Genomic DNA, 18,873 nt, shown 5'->3' with positions numbered 1-18,873 from the left:
CACAAGTGATCGTTCGGTAGCCGGGCACCTTTCTAATTCATGTCAATTCGTGCTGGTCTGTTTCAAGAGTTGTTCACATCGAATTAACGCGCGAGCATTGTGATAGGCACCTTGCCACATGCTGGTGCGGCTGGGGTATCGATCGGGTTTTCCATCAACCGTCAGTGTGTTCCACCAGCCGCCTTCATCGGCAACGTGGTACTTTTCGCAAAACCGATAGGTCTCTTCAAATCGTCGTTTGTATTGTTCTTCACCAGTGATTTGGTAAAGCGTTAGCATGGCTACCATGGCTTCGGTTTGAGTCCACCAAACTTTCTTGGTTTCGTCACTCGGCTGACCCAGAGTCCCGGTGTAGTGGAATCCGCCGTGCTTTTCGTCGTATCCGTATTGGAGGGAATGTTGGCAGGTTGAGATCGCCCAGCTTTCCAGTATGGACGTGCTTTGGCCGAGTGCCTTTGCGGCTTCGAGTACCAGCCAAGCACATTCCACATCATGACCATAGCTCGCACGTAGGTTGGCAGGACTTTGGATCATTTGCCATTGCCGATTCCAGCCATCAATGTTGCAGGCAAACTTGGGATGCTTCACCGTCAACGTGTTGATCGTGATCAATTCGCCAAGTCGACGTCCGACCAACTCGTCGTGCGTTTCTTTATAAAGCTCGGTGAAGGCCTCTAACAGGTGAAGATGTGAATTATATGTTTTTGTGTTGATCGCACCGACGTATCCAGACTCTTTTGGGTCCGTGACAATGCTCCAATCTTTGTAAAAGAATTCTTGGTAGCCTCCAAAATCTTTGTCATAGCAATGCTCTTCCAGTGTTTCGAAAAGCTCCTTCGCCTGATCCAGGGGAGCGTCCTTCCCGGTCGCTCGAGCGTATTCGACCAAGGCATAAATGACAAAGGCATTGGGATAGACATGCTTGCGTTCGTCCAGTGATTCGCCGCCCTGTTTCGTCTTCGTGATATAGCCTCCGTGATCAGGATCGTAGAAGTGTTCGCGAAGAAACTTGTAGCCAAAATCAGCAGCGCTGAGTGATTCTTGACGTCGAATGTCGTTGATCGCTAGCGTGCTAAAAAACCACAGTTGGCGAGCCTGCATTGTCAAAAATTTGTCACCGCCGACAAAGTCACCTGCACGATCGAGCTCTTCGTGGTACCCACCAAATTTTTTGTCCAAACTGGCCGGAAGGTAAAAATCGACCAAGCTGGTTTGAAGAAGGTTCCTGCACTGGTTTGGCGAAACGGCGGTTTGCGATTCAGCCGTTTGTGCTTGAGCGGAGCTGACCAAGGGTATCGCTGCGAGCAACAGGATCAGGCAAAACGAACGCATTGAGAGGTGACTCCATCAGGTGGATGAACGGGGTTTCGCGTAAGGCGGCATCCATCATACCTGTGCAGTGCAGATTCGTAAAAAGTTCAAGCAGTCAATTTGATCTTGCTGGGTGTTGTGCCAGAGGATCGCTTTTTCAGGCGAACTTCATCCATGTTAAGACGCGACGTATGCGGCTGTCGCTTTGCACGGAAAATCCGACCTCAGATCGATTGGGCGACTCAACAAGCAGGCAACTTTCAGATTCATCTGCAGGACAAAGGACTGCCTTGCAAAATCCTGCAGCTAGGTCAAGACTCGAAGTACGTCGATCTGTTTCGCGAAGTCTTTCGTTCAGTTGGCTGTAAGCTCAGGAGGAAGGCACCAATTCGTTCGCAAGCTTTCAAGGGTTCGTGGAGTGAATGATTCAAATGCGCAAGCACGAAGTGTTGAACGAATTTTGCGTGATCAGCGAGCGACACATGGATCATACCGTCGTGTGTCGGAATACAGGTGCTATCACCGACCTGGCTTTTCAAATCGGGATGAATTGGCAGCAGTTCGCGATAACGGAGATTGCATACAGTGAATTTTAGGTTGAAACAAGAGTTGCCATACAGCGCTCGGTACACATTTTAGCTCGTACCGGGCTGCTGCGTAGTTGGCGAATCACTGTGTCTACCGGACTACTATGCGTTTGTTGTTCCGCGGTCTTCTCTTTCAGATTGGCAATCATGCCCAATTCGCTAGTGATTTCCTATGGCATGCGCAAAGCTGATTCCTGCATCAATCGCGACCGGAAATTAAATTGAAGAAAAATAAGGTTGCGAAAGTTTTGTGTGCCGTATTTTCGAATGTTGAGGTCAATATGCCAAATTTGGTTTTTGTGGTAAGACTTCATACCTTCCGAGGTAGCGATATCCAACCTCAAATTCACGACAATATCAGTTGTGCAATTTACCGAATTACGAACAAAGACTTGTGAGCTCAGCGGATTTCATTGCCTCCGGAGAAACCGCGTCCGAAACGGTCTTGCCAAGTATGGAAGCGGAGATCGTGAAGCTTGAAACACGACTTGAAAAAATGCGAATGCTCAAGCTGAGCATCAAACTGAAACTGTTTACCAGTAGGATGAAGTTTACATGAACTCACAATTGAAGAAGTGGCTTGCGAAGCAAAATCCATGGCTGCAAGATGCTGCCGAGAAAATTCTGCGAAACGGAAGCGTTTCGGATATCGACATCGAGCACTTTGTCTCCATCATCAAGTCGTCGGGTGAGACAATCACGTCAGAAGACACCGAAGATTCAGAGATTGTCCCCGCCGCCGCCAAGTCCATCGTGCGGTTAATTTCACTCGGTCCGGTTCGGGGTGTGGATGCCATGCAACCACGCCGACCGCTTGAACTATCGAATCACAATCTGTCCGTGATCTACGGACATAACGGTTCGGGAAAGTCGGGCTATACTCGAATCATCAAGCGGGCTAGTGGCAAACCGAATGCGTGCGAACTGAAGTCGAACGTTTTTACGGATGACGAGGAGTTGCCGGAGTGCGAATTTCGATTTGAGATTGACGGCACCGAAAAAACTGTCGCGTGGAAGTCAGCAGACCCTGCGATCGCAGAATTGGACTGCATCGACGTGTTCGACACGCAACGCGGTCGGCTGTACGTCGATGGCGAAACGGAGCTTTCTTTTAAGCCTCCTGAGCTGGCTTTCCTGGGTGACTTGATTGACGTGTGTAGCAAGGTCGAGGCGGTATTAAACAAGCAGCGAGACGCCTTGGTTTGCAAGCTTCCTGAATTGCAAGCGTCTTTCGACGGTTCCGACGCCGCTGTCGTTTACTACGGCATCAAGGCGGATACCGATGTCGACAAAGTTTGTGCCGAGCTGACTTGGTCCGCGGAGGATCAATCCGAGTATAAGTCATTAGTCGAACAGCTCCACGATGTAGATGTAACAAAGACTCTCGCCGCGGCGCGGAGGCAACTCCAGCAAATCGAAGGGATCGAGACGGAACTGAAATCGGGAGCGAAAGCAACCAGTGCAGCAATGATCGAACAGTTCGATCAACAGATCAGCTCGCGTGCCGCAAAGCGACAGGCCGCCGATGAGTTTGCAAAATCGTTGGAGTGCAATTCGGCAATTACTGGGATTGGAGAGGCTAGTTGGCGAGCGATGTGGACCGCAGCGCAGGCTTTCGCGACGGAAGTCGGTGGTGATTCTGTCCCATTCCCACGAACGGACGAAAAATCTCGATGCGTGCTGTGCCACCAGACGCTTGACGAAGATGCTCGGAGCCGTTTCCAGCGGTTTGACGAGTTCGTTCGCGGCAAGCTCGAAGCCGAGGCCCAGGCCGAGGAACTTCGGCTGAAGACGATGATCGAGGGTCTACCGATCGAACCATCCGACGCATCGCTATCTACATCGGTACAAGCGTCTGGCGAAGACGATGTGTTGGAAGAGGAATTGAAAGCCGCTTGGAAAATGATGCGGTCGGTGCTGAAGGATTTACGGCGATCGGTGATTCCGACTAATCCAGGCGATTGCCAGCAGATAACGGAGACGCTCGTGTCCAAGATAGGCGTCATCAAACAGAAGCGGGAGCAGTCGATCGCCAAGCTCGATGCGGACGCGAAGGCGTTTGATCGAGCGATCGCCCTTGAACGTGTCCGACAATTCGAGGCCCGTCGCTGGGTGGTCCAGCAAATGAAAGCCATGCAGGCCGAGGTCGATCGGCAAAAGCGCCAGCGTGACTTTGATGAATGGAAGAAGCAGACTGCGACGACCGGGATCTCTCGGCAGGCGAGCAAACTTTCGCAGACGCTGATTACTGACGCACTTGTAGAGCGTTTCAACGGCGAATTGAAGAACCTAGGCGCACATAAGATCAAAGTTGGGATCACAAAGCGAACACCCAAAGGAAACGTGCTGCACAAGATCGTATTCACCGACGTGAAGAAAAAGATTTCGTCGCCGTCAGATGTCCTGAGTGAAGGTGAACAGCGAATTATCGCGTTGGCAGCGTTCTTAGCTGATTCGACGGGACGCCCGGCAGCAAGTCCAGTCGTGTTCGACGATCCAATCTCATCACTCGATCATGCGTTTGAAGAGAAAATGATCGACCGGCTAATTGACCTTAGCAAAAGCCGGCAGGTGATTGTATTTACTCACCGGCTGAGTCTTTTTGGGCTCATTAGCGAAAAGTCAGGAGGGGCGTTCAATGACGTGCACATTCAACGTGAGCCATGGGGCACAGGTGAACCAGGGGAGATGCAACTGTTTCCTAAAAATCCGCTGGGTGCTTTGAATGACCTGAAAGATAGGCGATTGACGAAAGCTAAGTCGGTCCTCTCAGACGACGGGTACGTCGCTTACATGCCTTTGGCAAAGGCTATTTGCAGCGACTTCCGGATCCTGATGGAGTGTATTTGTGAAACGCATCTGCTCGCCGGAGTGGTTCAACGCTATCGGCGATCAGTGCAAACATTAAACAGGCTTTCTAAGCTTGCTATGATCACGCCGGACGATTGCCAAGTCGTTGAATATATGATGACAAAATATTCCTGCTACGAACACAGTCAGTCGGATGAGCTTCCTGGCGACTCACCCGAACCGGACGATCTGGCTAACGATATGAACCAGGTCATCGAGTGGCTGACGAATTTCAAGAAGCGAATGAAGTAGCTTACGCAAAGTCTTCTTCAGCAGTATCAAAAACTAACTCGCTGAAGAAGAGATGAGGGCAGCGTGACTTTAGGCGATGCGGCGGTTTGGCATCTGATCTCGCGCTAAATGGTAAAGAACGAACTAATCAGAGCGAGGATCCTTTGATCCCAGCGACTATCTCGAGACTTTCTGAAGCAGAATGCCGCAAATATGGGTCAATGCAACGTTGTGTTGAAGTAGACGATCAAGGGCCTCAACAATCTCGACCTAATCCATGTTAAGACGCGACGTATTTGTGTGTCGCATCGCACGGCAGCTCCTCCTGAAAATTTGGCTCACGCCTGTCGAGCGGACGGTTTTTGCCCAGCGTTAACGGCCTAACCGGATGATCGAGCAGAATGTCAACGACTCCGGCGACGTCTTGCGGCGGGTCTGTTGCTGCGTTGATCATTTCATAGTGCGGCGTTTATCGCGGCAAATTTCAATGCTGTCGGATACGGAACTCTTTAAAAGTTTAGGGGACCGCTACTGCATGGCCCTCTCGACTATCGGAAAAGGCACAATGGTTTTGATTCGCGTTCTGCTTGTCCTCTTGCTGCTCCTCTTCACCGCGGTGCTCAATAGCGGCACGCGCTCTGTGGCGAAGGAAGCCGCAAATCCATCGTCGCAAGTAGATTTGCCGCAGGGCGAACTGCGCCGGGTCGTGGCCTTGGGAAAGGAAATCGTCGAAAGCACCGCCACCCATCCGCTATCGAAGGATTATGTCGGCAACAGCCTCACCTGTCGCTCTTGTCACCTCGATGCTGGCACTGACCCCAAGGCGGCGACCTTTCTCGGCGTGGCGACGGCCTATCCGGCATGGTCACCGAGAGAGAATCGAGTGATCACGCTCGAAGACCGGGTGCTGAACTGCTTTATGCGAAGTCTTAATGGCGAGCGGCCACCAAATGGCAGCGAGCTTTCTGTCGCCATCACTAGCTACATCACTTGGCTTTCAAGAGGCGAGCCGCTGAAAATGAACCCTGAGGCGCCGCTTGGACCCAGGCACGTTCAGCCGCTGAGCATTGGTGCAACCCAGGCTGACGGGACGCGGGGAGGAGCACTCTACGCCGAGCACTGCGCAGCCTGTCACGGCGAGGGTGGCGCGGGAACCGCCGATGGGCCTCCGGTCTGGGGCGAAAACTCGTATAACGACGGTGCCGGCCTGTCTCAAGTCAACAAGCTTGCCGCATGGCTTAAAGTCGCGATGCCACTTGACGATCCCTACTTATCCGAGCAGGAGGCACTTGACATTGCCGCGTTTGTGAATTCGCAACCTCGACCGAAATTCATTCTTGATCGTTCCCAAAGCAAGATCCCATGAATGCGTTGTCGTAGCAATCACCCACACGGCTCACACTTTGATGTGACGATCTTTGTGTTGCAGAGACGCGGCGAGCGACTGTTATTGGACACGAACGGTGCTGTAAGAATACGGTGGCAGCTCAAAACGTGTTGATGCCGACCTTGCATCAATCGCCACCTTCCGTTTCTGAGGTTGCACGTGGTTCGGATTGTCGGCGGTGTTGTGGGCGTTCAGCTCTGCAGCCAGAGTGACGATTTTTGCATCACTTTTTTGAGGCTTTAGCCCGCTGATGTTCAGGTCCACAGGCAGTGCGGTCTGGCCGCGGTTGACCAGCCTGATGACGACGGATTGGCCGTCTTTCGAGGTCGTCGCGACGACATCAAGCGTTTCGGGAGTGGGTTTGTTATCCAAAGAGCGGAGGTTCGATTTCACGACCCAAGGTTGATAGGCTTCGGAGACCATTTGCGTCACATAACCAGGCGGTTGTAGCCAGACTTTAGAGCTGTTTAAGAACAGCAGGCCTTGATCCCAGCCGTTGTCGTTTTGACCATCGGGTTGCAAGCAGTTTGCCGACAACGCGATCGGGATTCGCCCGTCTCGCATCAGTCGCCCGATCATTTCCGCGTTTGATAGCGCCCGTCGTTGTCGGTGGTTGTTCGCGTTGAATTCGAACACAACAACCTTGTGCTTTGCACCTTCGGAAAGCTTTTCTAGAGCATCGACATAGGTGAAAAACGAATCCATCGAAGACGTCGGCTCCGGTCCACCGGTCCACATATGGGTATCGAACCAAACCTCGGTATCAAGCTCTTTCGATAATGCGAGGATTTTTTGGTGGGCGGACAAGCTGCTAATGCCGGCCGGTGATCCGGTGAACTTAAACGGATCGACAATGGGCTTTTCGAATTGAAAGTCGCCCACGATCAAGATCAGCGACGGGTCTTGTTTCCATAGTGCTCGGGCGATCGGTTCATAACGATCCCAATAGGCTTGATTGACGGATTCTTCATTCCCAAGCTGAATGTACTTCAGTTGATAGGGTTCGGGATGACCATCAGCAACGCGTTGCTTGCCCCACAGGCTATCCGCATCGCCATTGGCGTATTGCAAAAAGTCGAGCATGTCCTGTGGCGTTTCGTCGATGCTAAAGCACGGAATCCCGAAAAATCCTGCAGCTTCGCAAAGGTTTAGAAAGTCGAGGATTGCCCAGCCGTTGGTCGAATAGTCGTACCAGTGTCCGTCATAGGGCTGGCGTCGGTCACGCGACCCGATCATGTTCTTCCAGCGATAGTTCGGAGGATTGTCGACCATCGATCCTCCGTACCGAAGCACGGTGATTCCCTGGTCGATCAGTCCCCTCACAACGTCCAGTCGCACAGGGAGATCTTTGTAGCGTCCCCAAGGCCCGGGCTGAAGAAACGCATGGCCAAGATCAACATGCCCTTGGCTTTGCAAAGAGATGGCAAAATAACCGTTCTGAGTTTCGCCTTCAGGAGTCAATTCAAAGTCGTATCGTTGCCATTCTCCATCCGTTGCGACAGTGATGGATTGTTCTGCAAGCCGCTTCGATGAATCGTCGTCGCCAGCCGAGATCGAAAGTTTGACTTCGGCGTCGGATCGAAGCCAGAGGTATCCTTCGTAGACATGGTTATCAAGAAAGGTAAGCCCCCAGCGGTTTAGTCCGCGATTGGAAAGGCCAACAACTCCGTCGTTCGCTTTCCGGATGAGACGCTGCGATTGATTTCCAACGAATGGTTCGTCGGTGGTCAATTCAAGTTGCCCTGATGACAAGTTTCCCACGGCATCCCATTGCCCGCTGAATTCATTTGAGCTTTCGTTGTTGGTTAGCGCGATCGGCTCTGGCTTTCCGGCAACCTGCGTCTGCAGATTGCGATATTGAGCCGGACGTTGCCATTGTCGAAATCCGATCGTGCCGGCTTTCAACGGGTGTTCGTCACGGATCGTTGTGATTTCCTTTCCATCGACGAAGACGGTGAAGGCATCGTCTTCAATAGCGATGCGAAGACTTACCCATTGATCCGTTGGTACGGAAACAGGTTCATAGCCGATCAGTCGAAAGTTGTGGTCGTGACGTCCGATGACCAATCGGTTCGCTTGGCTGTCAATCGCAACTTCGTATCCCGAAAAGTTGTCGGCCCCGACTTTCGCATCATTGGTCGCGATGATAAGTCCCGCGTTTCCAGGAGCTTGCCCGATCAATTTGACTTCCACACCAACTTCGCCGCGTTCAATGATCGGACCCTGCAACACGAGCTTGGGGCCTTCACCGGCAGGCCCATTAAGGATTCCGTTTTGAACAGCCCATTGGCCACCCACCGCTTCGAAACCTTTCACAGGACTTTGGCGACTTGGTTCTTGAAAGCTTTCGCCGAATAGCATTTGGCTATAGATCCCGCCATAGATTTCGTGATTGACATCTTCAATGCAAGCGCCGGTCAGAAACGGCGAGACGGAATGCAATCGTTCGGTCGCATCAACGTCAATCGAAATCGCCTGGGCCAATACAACGCTGGGAAGGACAAAGCCTAGGGCGGCTGTCAGAACCGCAACGATGCCGATTCGATGAGGAAACATCAAAACCAACTCCATCTGGAGAAAGAAACGTGGTGACTGTGAGGCTCAGAGTGTGATCAGTTGTCAGCATGATCTCCATGAGAAATGTTGGCGGTGCATGAGAACTGTTGTCATGTCAATCGGGTCGCAGAATGCATTGTGGATCTATCAGGGAAGGTGAGTTAATGCCGTGTTTGATCGATTTTACTGGTTTCGTGGACGATCAGCTGCGGTCGCGAAATTCGCTTTCAGAGATCGGTTTCATTAGAATTGTGTTCGGTTACCATGGGCTGGAATTCTTAACTGCTTGCCGATCGAGCTGCAGTCAATCCGTAATGGTTGTCGGTCATATGGTTCAAAAGAAACGTCGTGTCGCGCTCTTGGTTGAAACCGCCACAACCTATGGCCGATGTATCTTGGAGGGGATCGCAAAGTATCAGCGAACACGTGCCCGTTGGTCTGCGTTTTTAGAAGAACGTGAACTCGGTGCGTCGCCCCCGGATTGGCTTCTGCAAAGACCTTGGGATGGGATCATCTGTCGGAACACGACACCGGAGTTGGCTGCAAAGATTCGGCGGAAAAGAATCCCCGCGGTTGATTTGAATGACCTTCACAGCGATTTGAAAATTCCCAGATTGCAGTCAGATATGAAGGCGATCGGAAAGCTCGGTGCGAGTCATCTTTATGAACGCGGCTTTCGGAACTTTGCCTTTTGCGGGTTCGAAAACGAGACTTGGTCGTTACAGCGTCGGCAGGGCTTCGCTGACTATCTGCAAGGGATGGGATTCGAATTGTCGGACTACCAATCGGTCTGGCGTGGCAAGTCGGCAGCGAAGTGGGATCTGGATCAAGAACGCATCATCAATTGGATCGGGCAGCTTCCAAAGCCGGTTGGCTTGATGGCTTGTAACGACATCCGTGCTCAGCAAGTTTTAAATGCCTGTCAAAGCGCGGGGATCTATGTTCCAGAACAGGTTGCTGTTGTTGGTGTCGACAATGATGAATTGCTTTGCAACTTTTGTGATCCGCCACTGTCAAGTATTCAGCCAAATCCACAGCGGCTTGGGTTCGAAGCGGCTGAATTGCTGGATGCACTGATGTCGGGCGAAGCGATCGATGTGCAACAACGCCTGATCGAGCCGTTGGGGGTGATCGTGCGTCAGTCGACCGATGCACTGGGCATTGATGACGACCTGGTTGTCGAAGCGATCGCAATGATTCGCGAATCGGCTTGCTTCGGAATTACCGTGCAAGACGTGGTTGCAAAGCTCGGGTGTTCGCGAAGTTCAATCGAACGACGCTTCCGGCAAAGCGTCGGGCATAGCCCTCAACAAGAAATTCGCGCGACGCAGATGCGAAGGATCAAGGAGTTGCTACGGGACACAAGCTTGCCGCTTTCCGAGATCGCTCGGTTGACCGGTTTTGAGCACACCGAATACATGACGGTTGTGTTCAAACGCCTGACCGGGATACCGCCGAGCGTCTTTCGCGAAGATTTTCAGTAGCCTTTGCTTGGCAAAACGCCGTACTGCAGCGACCACGGTTCTGTTATCAGTGCAGTCCGGCGCGGCATTAAAGAATGCCCCTTGATCAGGCTTTGATCGCTCCGAAAGCGGCAAAGCAAGAATTCTTGTGAAGTAGTTCGACGTTGGCGAAACCAACTTTGCGTAGCAGGTCGAGTTGGAACGTGACCGGACGTGGTGAGTCTTCAACATCGATATAGCTAAAGACCTTGTCGCGATAGGATTCGCCACCCAGTTCGGTGAGATAGTCGCCGTAGCGATTCCACATCATTTGGTCGATCGACGTTGTTTCATGCGTGACTAAGTCGGTGATCCAAAGGCTTCCGCCGGGCTTTAACAAACGATGGAGCTTCGTAAATACCTCGAACCAATCGCTTTCTTCGCGGAGGTGATGCAAAACAGCAGCGGCAAGGATGACGTCAAATTGTGACTCCGGGAGGGCTGCGGTGCGGATGTCCTCGTGCCAGAGGACGATTTCACCGACATCGCTTTCGCGGACCCTTTGCTCGGCGCGCTTGAGCATCGGACTACTGAGGTCCAAGAGGTCCGCGTCGAATGGTTGCCCATAAGCTTGCCGAAGCTTGATGGTGTTGTTCCCCGCACCACACCCGACATCCAAAACGCGTCGAATCGTTGTTGAGCAGGCGACCGCAGCTTGCGTGATTAGCTCCATTGCCAATGGTGCGTCAATCGTTGCAGATTGCCCTGTTTCCAGGTGAGTGAACCTTTCAACGTCTTGATCAAAGCGTTCGCGAATTTGATCGGTTGATGACTTTTCGGAAAGTTTGGTCGTTCCTCGGTGTTCCATGTTGCCATTCCTTCGAATTGAATTGATGCGAATCTTGTTCGTCGGGAGTTATCGAAGCCTTTCTGGCTTCTGGTTCGCTGTATCTGAAGTTAGCTGTACTGCTAGACAGTTGCCGATCATAGAAGGATCGCTCTATTGAGAAAAGCTTTGTGATGGGTTGGGATTTTCGCTATAACGAATCCTAGTACATCTGACCTCTGCAGCATGATTGACACCATTTGGATACGGGATGGTTGACACTGTCATCTTCACCGCTTGTTTCTCGTCTCTTCTAAATCGAGTGCTCCAATGCTTCTTTCAGCGATTCGATCCGCTAGCGGTCTCAGCCAAGTCTTGATTGCGATCCTTGCTATTGCGGTCCTTGTCCCGTCTGCAACTTCAGCCGAGGAGGCTTCGGATGTCCTCGTCCGCTCGAAAGCTCTCGTTCAACAGGCACTACAGGCTGAGCTTCAAGGTGAAAGCCAACAGAGGCAACAATTGTTGAATCAGGCAATGGAGTTCGACCCGGAAAATCAGACCGCGAATTGGCTTTCAGGCAATTTGAAAGCTGGAAAAGAATGGGTTCCCGTCTCGCTTGCTGCGTTGAAGAATTCGAGCGATGAGCGGCTGCTGGCTTATCACGATTTGCGGAATCGTTTGCAGGGTAATTTGGCCGGTGAGATCGAGCTTGCCCGTTGGTGTCGGTCGAACAAGCTGTCCGACCGCGAGCGTATGCACTGGGAAAACGTGTTGCAGTTTGATCGTTCCAATTCCGAGGCACGCTCTCGGTTGCAAATGCGGGTCTACAAAGGGAATTGGGTAAGCCTTGATGACATCACCGCGCAACGCCGAACTGATAATCAACGAGAGCAGGCATTGAAGCAGTGGATGCCTGTGATTTCAAAGCTGGCGAAAGACACCAAAAATCCATCTCCCACGCGTCGCGCCGAAGCATGGCGAGCGATCGGCGCCATCGATGATGCCAACGCAATCCCGGCATTAGAACAGCATACGCACAAGTGCGATGTGTCATTGCAGAAACACCTGTTGGAAACGATCGGCCGAATCAAAGACCAATCGTCCTCGAATGCTCTTGTCCGTCTGTCACTGGAACTGAACGACTCGCAGTCGAGAATGAATGCGGCGATGCAGTTACAACAGCATCCGGTTCATTCCTATGCACCACAGTATCTGGATCAGTTGAATACGCCAATCGAGTATCGTTCAACCTTGAATCGCATGGGTGACGCTTTGGTAAGTCAAATGGTGATTCGCCAAGAAAGGGCGGATGACGTTGTGACACTCGCAAAAACAAGCAATGCCGGGATCACTACAAATACGCCCTTGGCACGACAAACGCTCGCTTATCAGCGGATGATGCTTACAGAGTACAACTTTCAAAGGCAACGGATCGCACAGACAAAGCGATTGATCGATACCCGCAACGACGGATTTCAATTGAGCAATGGCCGGATCTACGAGGCACTAAGGGTTGCTACAGGAGAAGCCGTCGACGATTCACCAAAAGCGTGGTGGGATTGGTGGAAAGGATACAACGAGTACTACATCCCTGATAACAAGCAGCAGGTCTTTCTGGCCCAAACTGAATCCCGCCAGGGCTCGATCATCATTCCCACACCGCCTCGGAGCGAATGTTTCCCGGCGGGCACTCTTGTTCACACAGAGACTGGAAAACGTCCGATCGAATCAATTCGTAGCGGCGATAAAGTACTTTCGCGAGACACCGACACTGGCGAGCTGATGTACAAGTTGGTCGTTCGAACCACGGTTCGGCCGCCCAGTGATACCATGCGAATGATTGTTTCCGGTGAGGTAATTACCGCAACGGTCGGGCACCCATTTTGGGTTGTCGGCCAAGGTTGGACGATGGCAAAGGACTTGAACCCCGGTGACCAATTGCACGGGATCGAAGACGCGGGCACGTTGGAAGTGATCGAAGGTGGTCTTCCGACGGAAGCGTTCAACTTAGTTGTCGATGGCACAAACAACTATTTTGTCGGTGACGTCGGCTATCTTGTTCACGACAATGTTGTCCGTTCCTCCAATCGGAATCCCATTCCTGGTTGGAACGGCGATTTGGTCGCGAAATCAGAATGATTCAGGCGAGCACCAGAAACGCTTCACTGAGAACACGTTTGGTCTCGGCGGCGTTGATCGCGATTTTCTCTGTGTCGGCGCGTTTGCTGGCGGCGCTGAAAAAGTCCGTCAACTTCATTTTGAACTCGCACGCGAAAGCTCGCAGTGCAAGGGCATGAAGACGAACGGACCGGGGCGTCTAGATGGTGCTCAGCGCTGCAAAGAGTTGTTCAGATTGATCGGTCGAGTCGATCTTCAGTTCGACTCGCGGGGGCGACGAGATGATGTCATCGAAGTTATCAAGCTCGACAGAATAGACGTCAATGAACAAAGGTTGTTCGTCTACCTGCCAGACATGAACCGTTGTGCCGTGTCCGGCAACCGCCCATGAACGCATCATCATGGTTTCGTCGCCGGGTTTCACTGGAAAGTGATCCAGAGGATAGAACGTCAGTTTGCTTTCGCGGCTGTCAGCAGGAGCCCTTGTAGAGGTGGCTGGTTCGGTCTGAATACGAATCGAATCAAATAGCTGGTTCAGGCCAAATTTGGATGCCAGCGAAGTGCAAAAGATAACGGACAAGGTATCGACCGCGAACGATTCGGAGGAATCAAAGCCGCGTTTACTTACCGTGATTTCCGAGAAATCGTTCCACCGACTCATCCATTCGCCTAGCAGGTCTTCCAGCAGTCGCTGCATTGCAGAGAGGCTATCGCGAGCGGAGATGACTTGTCGAACATCGCCACAACTGAGGTAGTATTTGTCCATTTAGTATGTGGGTTTTAGAACTTGCTCGAAGGATTCTTTTGAGTCACTGCTCCCTGATAAGGAACGATGGCTTTGTCCATGAAGAGCGGTAAACGATTGACGCGGAAACACCCTCAGTGTCAGCGATGGATCGCGTGAACTGACAATCACCATGGCCCTACATATGGGGAAAGCCCCATCGTATTCGGGCTTCAATGCGATTCAACGCAAATCAAGTCGCTTGGGGGCTTTGCCTCATCTCACCCCATGAAAGTTGGGTTTGCCCTACAGCAACCGGAGTATTTCGCGACGGTGCTGGTGGCGATTCGAGATGCAGGAGCCAGTCACTACCGGTTGCCAATGCCTGTTGATGAATAACAGTCAGCAACCTTGGTCAGTTTTCGTTTGGCTTTCTACCATTGCGCAGATAAGAAACCAGGAGAGATATACCTCAGCAATTCGATCGCGCGAAATGGCTCGAATAAGTTGACTTCAGTATTGTTTGGAGAGTTAGTGGTGTCCGCGACAAACGGTTCGGTATGGGCTAGCGTCAAGGTGCCGTGTTTTACTTCAGGCGATTCGTGCCTGGGGAATGTGGGGCTGACAGATTTGGGAAAGATGATCCATCGGATTCATACCTGAGAGCAAGTTGGAGCCGCGCCGGTCTGAGGCTCGATCATAGTCCGGCAGATGTTTCGGAGAGCCAGGTTGAAAGGCATGCAGGCTTGTCTTGTGAGCTCGGATGGATCTATCCCCAATCTGGTTTTACATATTGGCGTGATCACCATTGCAGAGCTTCAAATTGAATTTGGTGCTTTCACGGTACGAGATTGGGCTTGTCGACCGAGAACCAGAACCGCGGTTTGTAACATGAGAAAACTCTTGCGATGACTTCGGAATTTGCAGCATCGAAAACTTTGTTCGCCTGAGTTGATCGATGAAAAACAAATTCGATGCACCTGATATGTACCGAGATTCGTGAGCTTTAGAGAAGTATGGAAGTCGACCAACGAAATTTCGACCTGATCCGAAAGCTTGTCTACGACTCTGCGGGTTTGTCTATCGATGAACGTAAGGCCGTACTGGTCGACACGCGAGTGAAACGGCGATGCACTACGATTGGTTGTCAGACTCCACAGGAGTACTGTCGCCGTTTGAGGCACGAAGATCAATCAAGTGAAGAGCTTGGGCAACTGATCGAATCGTTGACGGCGAATGAAACGAGCTTCTTCCAGGGATACCCCCAGTTGGCCTATTTCGCTAACGACGTGGTGCCGGAATTGATAGCCCGCCGCAAAGCTGCTGGTGAACGAAAGCTTTCTGTTTGGAGTGCGGCATGTTCGACGGGCGATGAAGCTTACACATTGGCAATCATTCTTCGTACCTGTATCGAGGACTTTCAGGACTGGGATGTCGGAGTCTTGGCAACAGATATTGATTCCAAATTGCTTGCTGCCGCGCAACGTGCATCGTACACCGACTGCTCCGTACATGACGTGCCAGACCCATACTACAAAGAGTTTTTCCGGTATCGGCTTGGCCAGCATGTTGTTTGTGATGAAATCCGCGAGACCGTAGATTTCCAGCAACTCAGTTTGATCGACCGACCCGCGATGCGAGCCCAAAGCGGTTTCGACACCATCTTCTGTCGCAATGCGTTGGTCAAGTTCAACGATACGATGCGCCGGAAAATACTCGCTCGTTTCTACGACGCATTAGTACCAGGGGGATACCTCTTTCTCGGGCACTCGGAGTCAGTGGGGCGCATTAGTGCAGCATTTGAAGTGGTTTCCAGTGGGTGCAATATTGCCTATCGGAAACCTTGGGAAGGGCAACATGAACGTAGTATCGGAGAATGATTGTGCTTGAAAATGAACTTAAAAGTTTGCTTGGTGATTTAGAAAGTGAGGACGAAGCAACATGTCGACGTGCAATTGAAGATCTTGGTGAAGCAAGGTCCGTCGCAGCGATCACACCTTTGGTCGCTCTGATTGAATCTCCGTCATCTGCGATGCGAGAATTGATCGTTGACGCGCTGGTATCAATCGGGGGTGTAAAAACCATCAACGCTGTGATTCCTCTGCTCAACAGCGAAGAGCCTTCGATCCGAAACGCCGCGTGCGAGATACTCTATCGGATCGGTGACGAATCGATAGATCCGCTCGAACAGCTTCTAAAGCATGAAAGTAAGGACGTGCGCAAGTTTGCGATTGATATTCTTTCGATGATTGGAAATCCAAACTCCGAAGAAGCTCTCATCAATGCACTCGATGACGATGATTCCAATGTCGCTGCCGCAGCAGCCGAAGCGTTGGGAGAGATCAGGGGGACGAAGAGCGTCGACAAATTGATTAGTTCAATTGGTGCTGCCGATAGCCATGCTTGGATGCAATGTTCCGTTGCGAAGAGTCTCGGTCAAATCGGTGGTGATACTGCGGTCAATACGTTGATCCAATTGACGAAGCAAGAGGATCCAATGGTCGTCTTCTCTGCCATGCATGCATTGTCAGCGCTGCAGTACGAAACATGGAAGCCTGTTTTTCACGAACTTGCTCAGCATGAAAATGAAGTCGTCGCCGAGTATGCAACCCTGACTCTGCAAAGGTACGGTACAGAGAATTTGTCTTCTGACCAAATAGGCAATGCTTGCTGCAATTAGATGAGCAAAACGTATCGGTTGGAAACGTTGGCTTCGTCGTAAAAACTGCGAAGCGGAGGGGCAGTTCACGACAATTCCAGGTTTCTATGATGTCAGCAAAAGTTTTAGTTGTCGACCGTTCGGAGATGGTGCGTGACCTGCATTCATTTCTGTTGCAGTGTGGCGGATTTCAAGTCGAGGCAGCGGAAAACGGTAGTGAGGCGACGGAGATACTACTGCGACGACGATTCGACTTGATCGTCACTGGTCTAAACATGCCAAAGATGGATGGATACAGCCTCACCAAATCGATCCGAGCTGCCAAGGGGTATGAGAATACGCCAATTATGATGGTTTCGACCGAGTCCGATGAGGCGGATAAATCTAAAGGATATGCCGCTGGGGTAAACGTCTACGTTGTTAAACCCGCAACGAAACACAATTTGGTTACAAATGCGAAGATGTTGTTGGGCAATTAGGAATTAGACGAACAAATCGCGGAGAGGTTATGGCTTGCTACCGACCGAGCCAGTGATCGGGCACCTAGCTATCCTTTACGACCTGTTGGCCTTGCCGGTAGACGAGGTGGTGTTACAGCGAGGCATCGTCACGGGATCGTATCAGGCACCGCTACCTAACTTTCCAGCGTTTTCATTCGAGAGACATGCGAAGCTGTGACATGAACTAAAGCCGTCCACTGACCTCGTTTCCCGATCCTGCAAACGATTGGTTCAGGTCTTCCATCCCGGACGTTACTTCAGCCAGGTTTCGAGAGATACTCGAGACCATCACTGATTGATTATTAACAGCGTTAGAAATAGTGTCCTGGGTTTCGCAGATGCGATGAATGATTTCACAGACAAGTCTGCTGGCATCCATCGCGTCGACTGTGTCAGCACGGATACCATCGATCCGTTTGCAGATCGCATCCGTCGATGCGCTGGCCTTTTGTGCCAGTTCTTTAACTTCGTTAGCAACGACCGCAAATCCTTGGCCTGCCTGACCAGCTCGTGCTGCTTCAATCGCTGCATTGAGAGCAAGCAAGTTTGTTTGATTGGCAATCGCACTGATTTCCGAGACCACTTTTCCAATCTCGCTACTGCGTTCACCAAGACGAGTGATGGTGGTGTTCGTTCGATTGGTCGAGTTGACAGCTTCTCTTGCAATTGTCGCTACGTCGGACGCGTTGACAGAGATGTCACGGATGCTCGTTTCAAAACCTTCAATATCTACGGCAAGACTATCAATATGATGATTGATGGATTCGGCAGCTGCACGAGCGGCTTCCGAAGGACCCGAAGTATACGGTGGCTCAGCTAGCTGAGGTGATTCAACGACGGGGTTGACCTCTGCGATGAGTTCCTCGTGCTCGCTTTCTTCACGATCGCGATCGTCGCGGATCAATACGATTGGTGCGAGCACGCACAACAAAGCCATCATGCTGCTCACTAGAAGCGCGCGATTCATTGATGTGCGACTCGCCGCAGAACCTTTGACAAGTAGCTCGCTAAGTCGGTGAGCCTGACCTTTGACACGTGACACGGCTTGGGGGTCTACGGCCGAGTCAACCGATGAAATGAGTTGGTTGAACGACGTCTGGTGTTGCTGGATACTTGCGTCGATGTCCGAAAGGTCTGATCCCAGTTGAGCGACGCTTGCGAAAAATGGGTCGCTTTTCAAGCGTTTCAGCAGTGCTTCGGAGTCGTCCAGATCGGGCGGAATCGGAAGCGTTTGTGCCAACAACAATTCGTGCTGATGTGCGAGAATCAATGCCTCGGAAATCCGAGTGTTTCGCCCAGACGAACGGAAAGATAGGAAAAGAAAGCTAATTGTGCCAATAATCGCAAGGCAAAGAATGACCAGGTTCGGTTTCCTTTTAGAACGTTCGCGATTTGAAACAACACCCATACGTTTCACCGTTCACCCTTAGGGTCGATCCGAAGCGGAAGGCTTCGGCAGTTCAGAAAGGCTTCAAAATCCAAGATGAATGCCCGTTAATTGCAAATCCGGCAAACTATAGGGTCTCGCAAAAGTGGCATCGAACCGATGGATGAAAGAACCAGGAATTGCAGGAAACCCCTCGATCAAAACATGTAGGTCTGTCCAGCCGAGTACGGGACCGAAGCTGAATCTTCATAAGTGGACTGTCTATTTCAGGAATTGCAAAGAACCTTGCTCGTGA

Annotated in this window: 12 protein-coding genes; 7 read left to right on the top strand and 5 right to left on the bottom strand. The window is 51.4% G+C overall.

Translation table 11 applies throughout. The annotated features are described in order from the left end of the window. Positions 1-42 precede the first annotated feature (42 nt). On the bottom strand, positions 43-1,332 hold the full coding sequence (locus LOC67_RS09050; protein ID WP_230262267.1) for an AGE family epimerase/isomerase: 1,290 nt from the start codon (positions 1,330-1,332) through the stop codon (positions 43-45). 1,121 nt (positions 1,333-2,453) lie between these two features. On the opposite strand from LOC67_RS09050, the gene LOC67_RS09045 reads away from it, so the two are divergent. Both LOC67_RS09045 and LOC67_RS09040 read left to right on the top strand, forming a co-directional pair. Then, a complete protein-coding gene (locus LOC67_RS09045; RefSeq protein WP_230262266.1) occupies positions 2,454-5,000 on the top strand; it encodes an AAA family ATPase in 2,547 nt (848 codons plus the stop codon). Between the two features lie 367 nt (positions 5,001-5,367). After that, complete coding sequence (locus LOC67_RS09040) at positions 5,368-6,345, top strand: c-type cytochrome (protein WP_230262265.1); 978 nt, start codon at positions 5,368-5,370, stop codon at positions 6,343-6,345. 81 nt (positions 6,346-6,426) lie between these two features. On the opposite strand, the gene LOC67_RS09035 is transcribed toward LOC67_RS09040, so the two are convergent. Then, positions 6,427-8,922, bottom strand: a complete 2,496-nt coding sequence (locus LOC67_RS09035) for a family 16 glycoside hydrolase (RefSeq protein WP_230262264.1) — start codon at positions 8,920-8,922, stop codon at positions 6,427-6,429. A 314-nt stretch (positions 8,923-9,236) separates the two neighbouring features. On the opposite strand from LOC67_RS09035, the gene LOC67_RS09030 reads away from it, so the two are divergent. Beyond that, positions 9,237-10,406, top strand: coding sequence for a XylR family transcriptional regulator (locus LOC67_RS09030; RefSeq protein ID WP_230262263.1), 1,170 nt, complete (start codon positions 9,237-9,239; stop codon positions 10,404-10,406). Positions 10,407-10,491: 85 nt separating this feature from the next. On the opposite strand, the gene LOC67_RS09025 is transcribed toward LOC67_RS09030, so the two are convergent. Then, entirely contained in the window at positions 10,492-11,232 is a 741-nt protein-coding gene (locus LOC67_RS09025) for a class I SAM-dependent methyltransferase (protein WP_230262262.1), read from the bottom strand. A 288-nt stretch (positions 11,233-11,520) separates the two neighbouring features. Here LOC67_RS09025 and LOC67_RS09020 point away from each other — a divergent pair, with 288 nt between their 5' ends. Next, entirely contained in the window at positions 11,521-13,329 is a 1,809-nt protein-coding gene (locus LOC67_RS09020) for a polymorphic toxin-type HINT domain-containing protein (RefSeq protein ID WP_230262261.1), read from the top strand. Between the two features lie 178 nt (positions 13,330-13,507). On the opposite strand, the gene LOC67_RS09015 is transcribed toward LOC67_RS09020, so the two are convergent. Continuing rightward, entirely contained in the window at positions 13,508-14,074 is a 567-nt protein-coding gene (locus LOC67_RS09015; protein WP_230262260.1) for a hypothetical protein, read from the bottom strand. 974 nt (positions 14,075-15,048) lie between these two features. Here LOC67_RS09015 and LOC67_RS09010 point away from each other — a divergent pair. From LOC67_RS09010 to LOC67_RS09000, 3 genes are all read left to right on the top strand, one after another. Beyond that, positions 15,049-15,912, top strand: a complete 864-nt coding sequence (locus LOC67_RS09010; protein WP_230262259.1) for a CheR family methyltransferase — start codon at positions 15,049-15,051, stop codon at positions 15,910-15,912. Then, entirely contained in the window at positions 15,909-16,712 is an 804-nt protein-coding gene (locus LOC67_RS09005; protein WP_230262258.1) for a HEAT repeat domain-containing protein, read from the top strand. The genes LOC67_RS09010 and LOC67_RS09005 overlap by 4 nt, the downstream gene beginning before the upstream one ends. A gap of 86 nt (positions 16,713-16,798) precedes the next feature. Continuing rightward, on the top strand, positions 16,799-17,170 hold the full coding sequence (locus LOC67_RS09000) for a response regulator (protein ID WP_230262257.1): 372 nt from the start codon (positions 16,799-16,801) through the stop codon (positions 17,168-17,170). A 205-nt stretch (positions 17,171-17,375) separates the two neighbouring features. Here LOC67_RS09000 and LOC67_RS08995 read toward each other — a convergent pair whose 3' ends face one another. Further along, on the bottom strand, positions 17,376-18,461 hold the full coding sequence (locus LOC67_RS08995) for a methyl-accepting chemotaxis protein (protein WP_315861049.1): 1,086 nt from the start codon (positions 18,459-18,461) through the stop codon (positions 17,376-17,378). Positions 18,462-18,873 lie beyond the last annotated feature (412 nt).

Source organism: Stieleria sp. JC731 (assembly GCF_020966635.1).
Classification (GTDB): domain Bacteria; phylum Planctomycetota; class Planctomycetia; order Pirellulales; family Pirellulaceae; genus Stieleria.
The sequence above is the reverse complement of the archived record's forward strand: the minus strand, read 5'-3'. Positions and strand labels throughout refer to the sequence as shown.

Excerpts from the sequence above, each read along its gene's own strand:
- LOC67_RS09050 (WP_230262267.1), bottom strand. The coding sequence starts at position 1,332 with ATGCGTTCGTTTTGCCTGATCCTGTTGCTCGCAGCGATACCCTTGGTC.
- LOC67_RS09045 (WP_230262266.1), top strand. The coding sequence starts at position 2,454 with ATGAACTCACAATTGAAGAAGTGGCTTGCGAAGCAAAATCCATGGCTG.
- LOC67_RS09040 (WP_230262265.1), top strand. The coding sequence starts at position 5,368 with ATGATCGAGCAGAATGTCAACGACTCCGGCGACGTCTTGCGGCGGGTC.
- LOC67_RS09035 (WP_230262264.1), bottom strand. The coding sequence starts at position 8,922 with ATGTTTCCTCATCGAATCGGCATCGTTGCGGTTCTGACAGCCGCCCTA.
- LOC67_RS09030 (WP_230262263.1), top strand. The coding sequence starts at position 9,237 with ATGGTTGTCGGTCATATGGTTCAAAAGAAACGTCGTGTCGCGCTCTTG.
- LOC67_RS09025 (WP_230262262.1), bottom strand. The coding sequence starts at position 11,232 with ATGGAACACCGAGGAACGACCAAACTTTCCGAAAAGTCATCAACCGAT.
- LOC67_RS09020 (WP_230262261.1), top strand. The coding sequence starts at position 11,521 with ATGCTTCTTTCAGCGATTCGATCCGCTAGCGGTCTCAGCCAAGTCTTG.
- LOC67_RS09015 (WP_230262260.1), bottom strand. The coding sequence starts at position 14,074 with ATGGACAAATACTACCTCAGTTGTGGCGATGTTCGACAAGTCATCTCC.
- LOC67_RS09010 (WP_230262259.1), top strand. The coding sequence starts at position 15,049 with ATGGAAGTCGACCAACGAAATTTCGACCTGATCCGAAAGCTTGTCTAC.
- LOC67_RS09005 (WP_230262258.1), top strand. The coding sequence starts at position 15,909 with ATGATTGTGCTTGAAAATGAACTTAAAAGTTTGCTTGGTGATTTAGAA.
- LOC67_RS09000 (WP_230262257.1), top strand. The coding sequence starts at position 16,799 with ATGATGTCAGCAAAAGTTTTAGTTGTCGACCGTTCGGAGATGGTGCGT.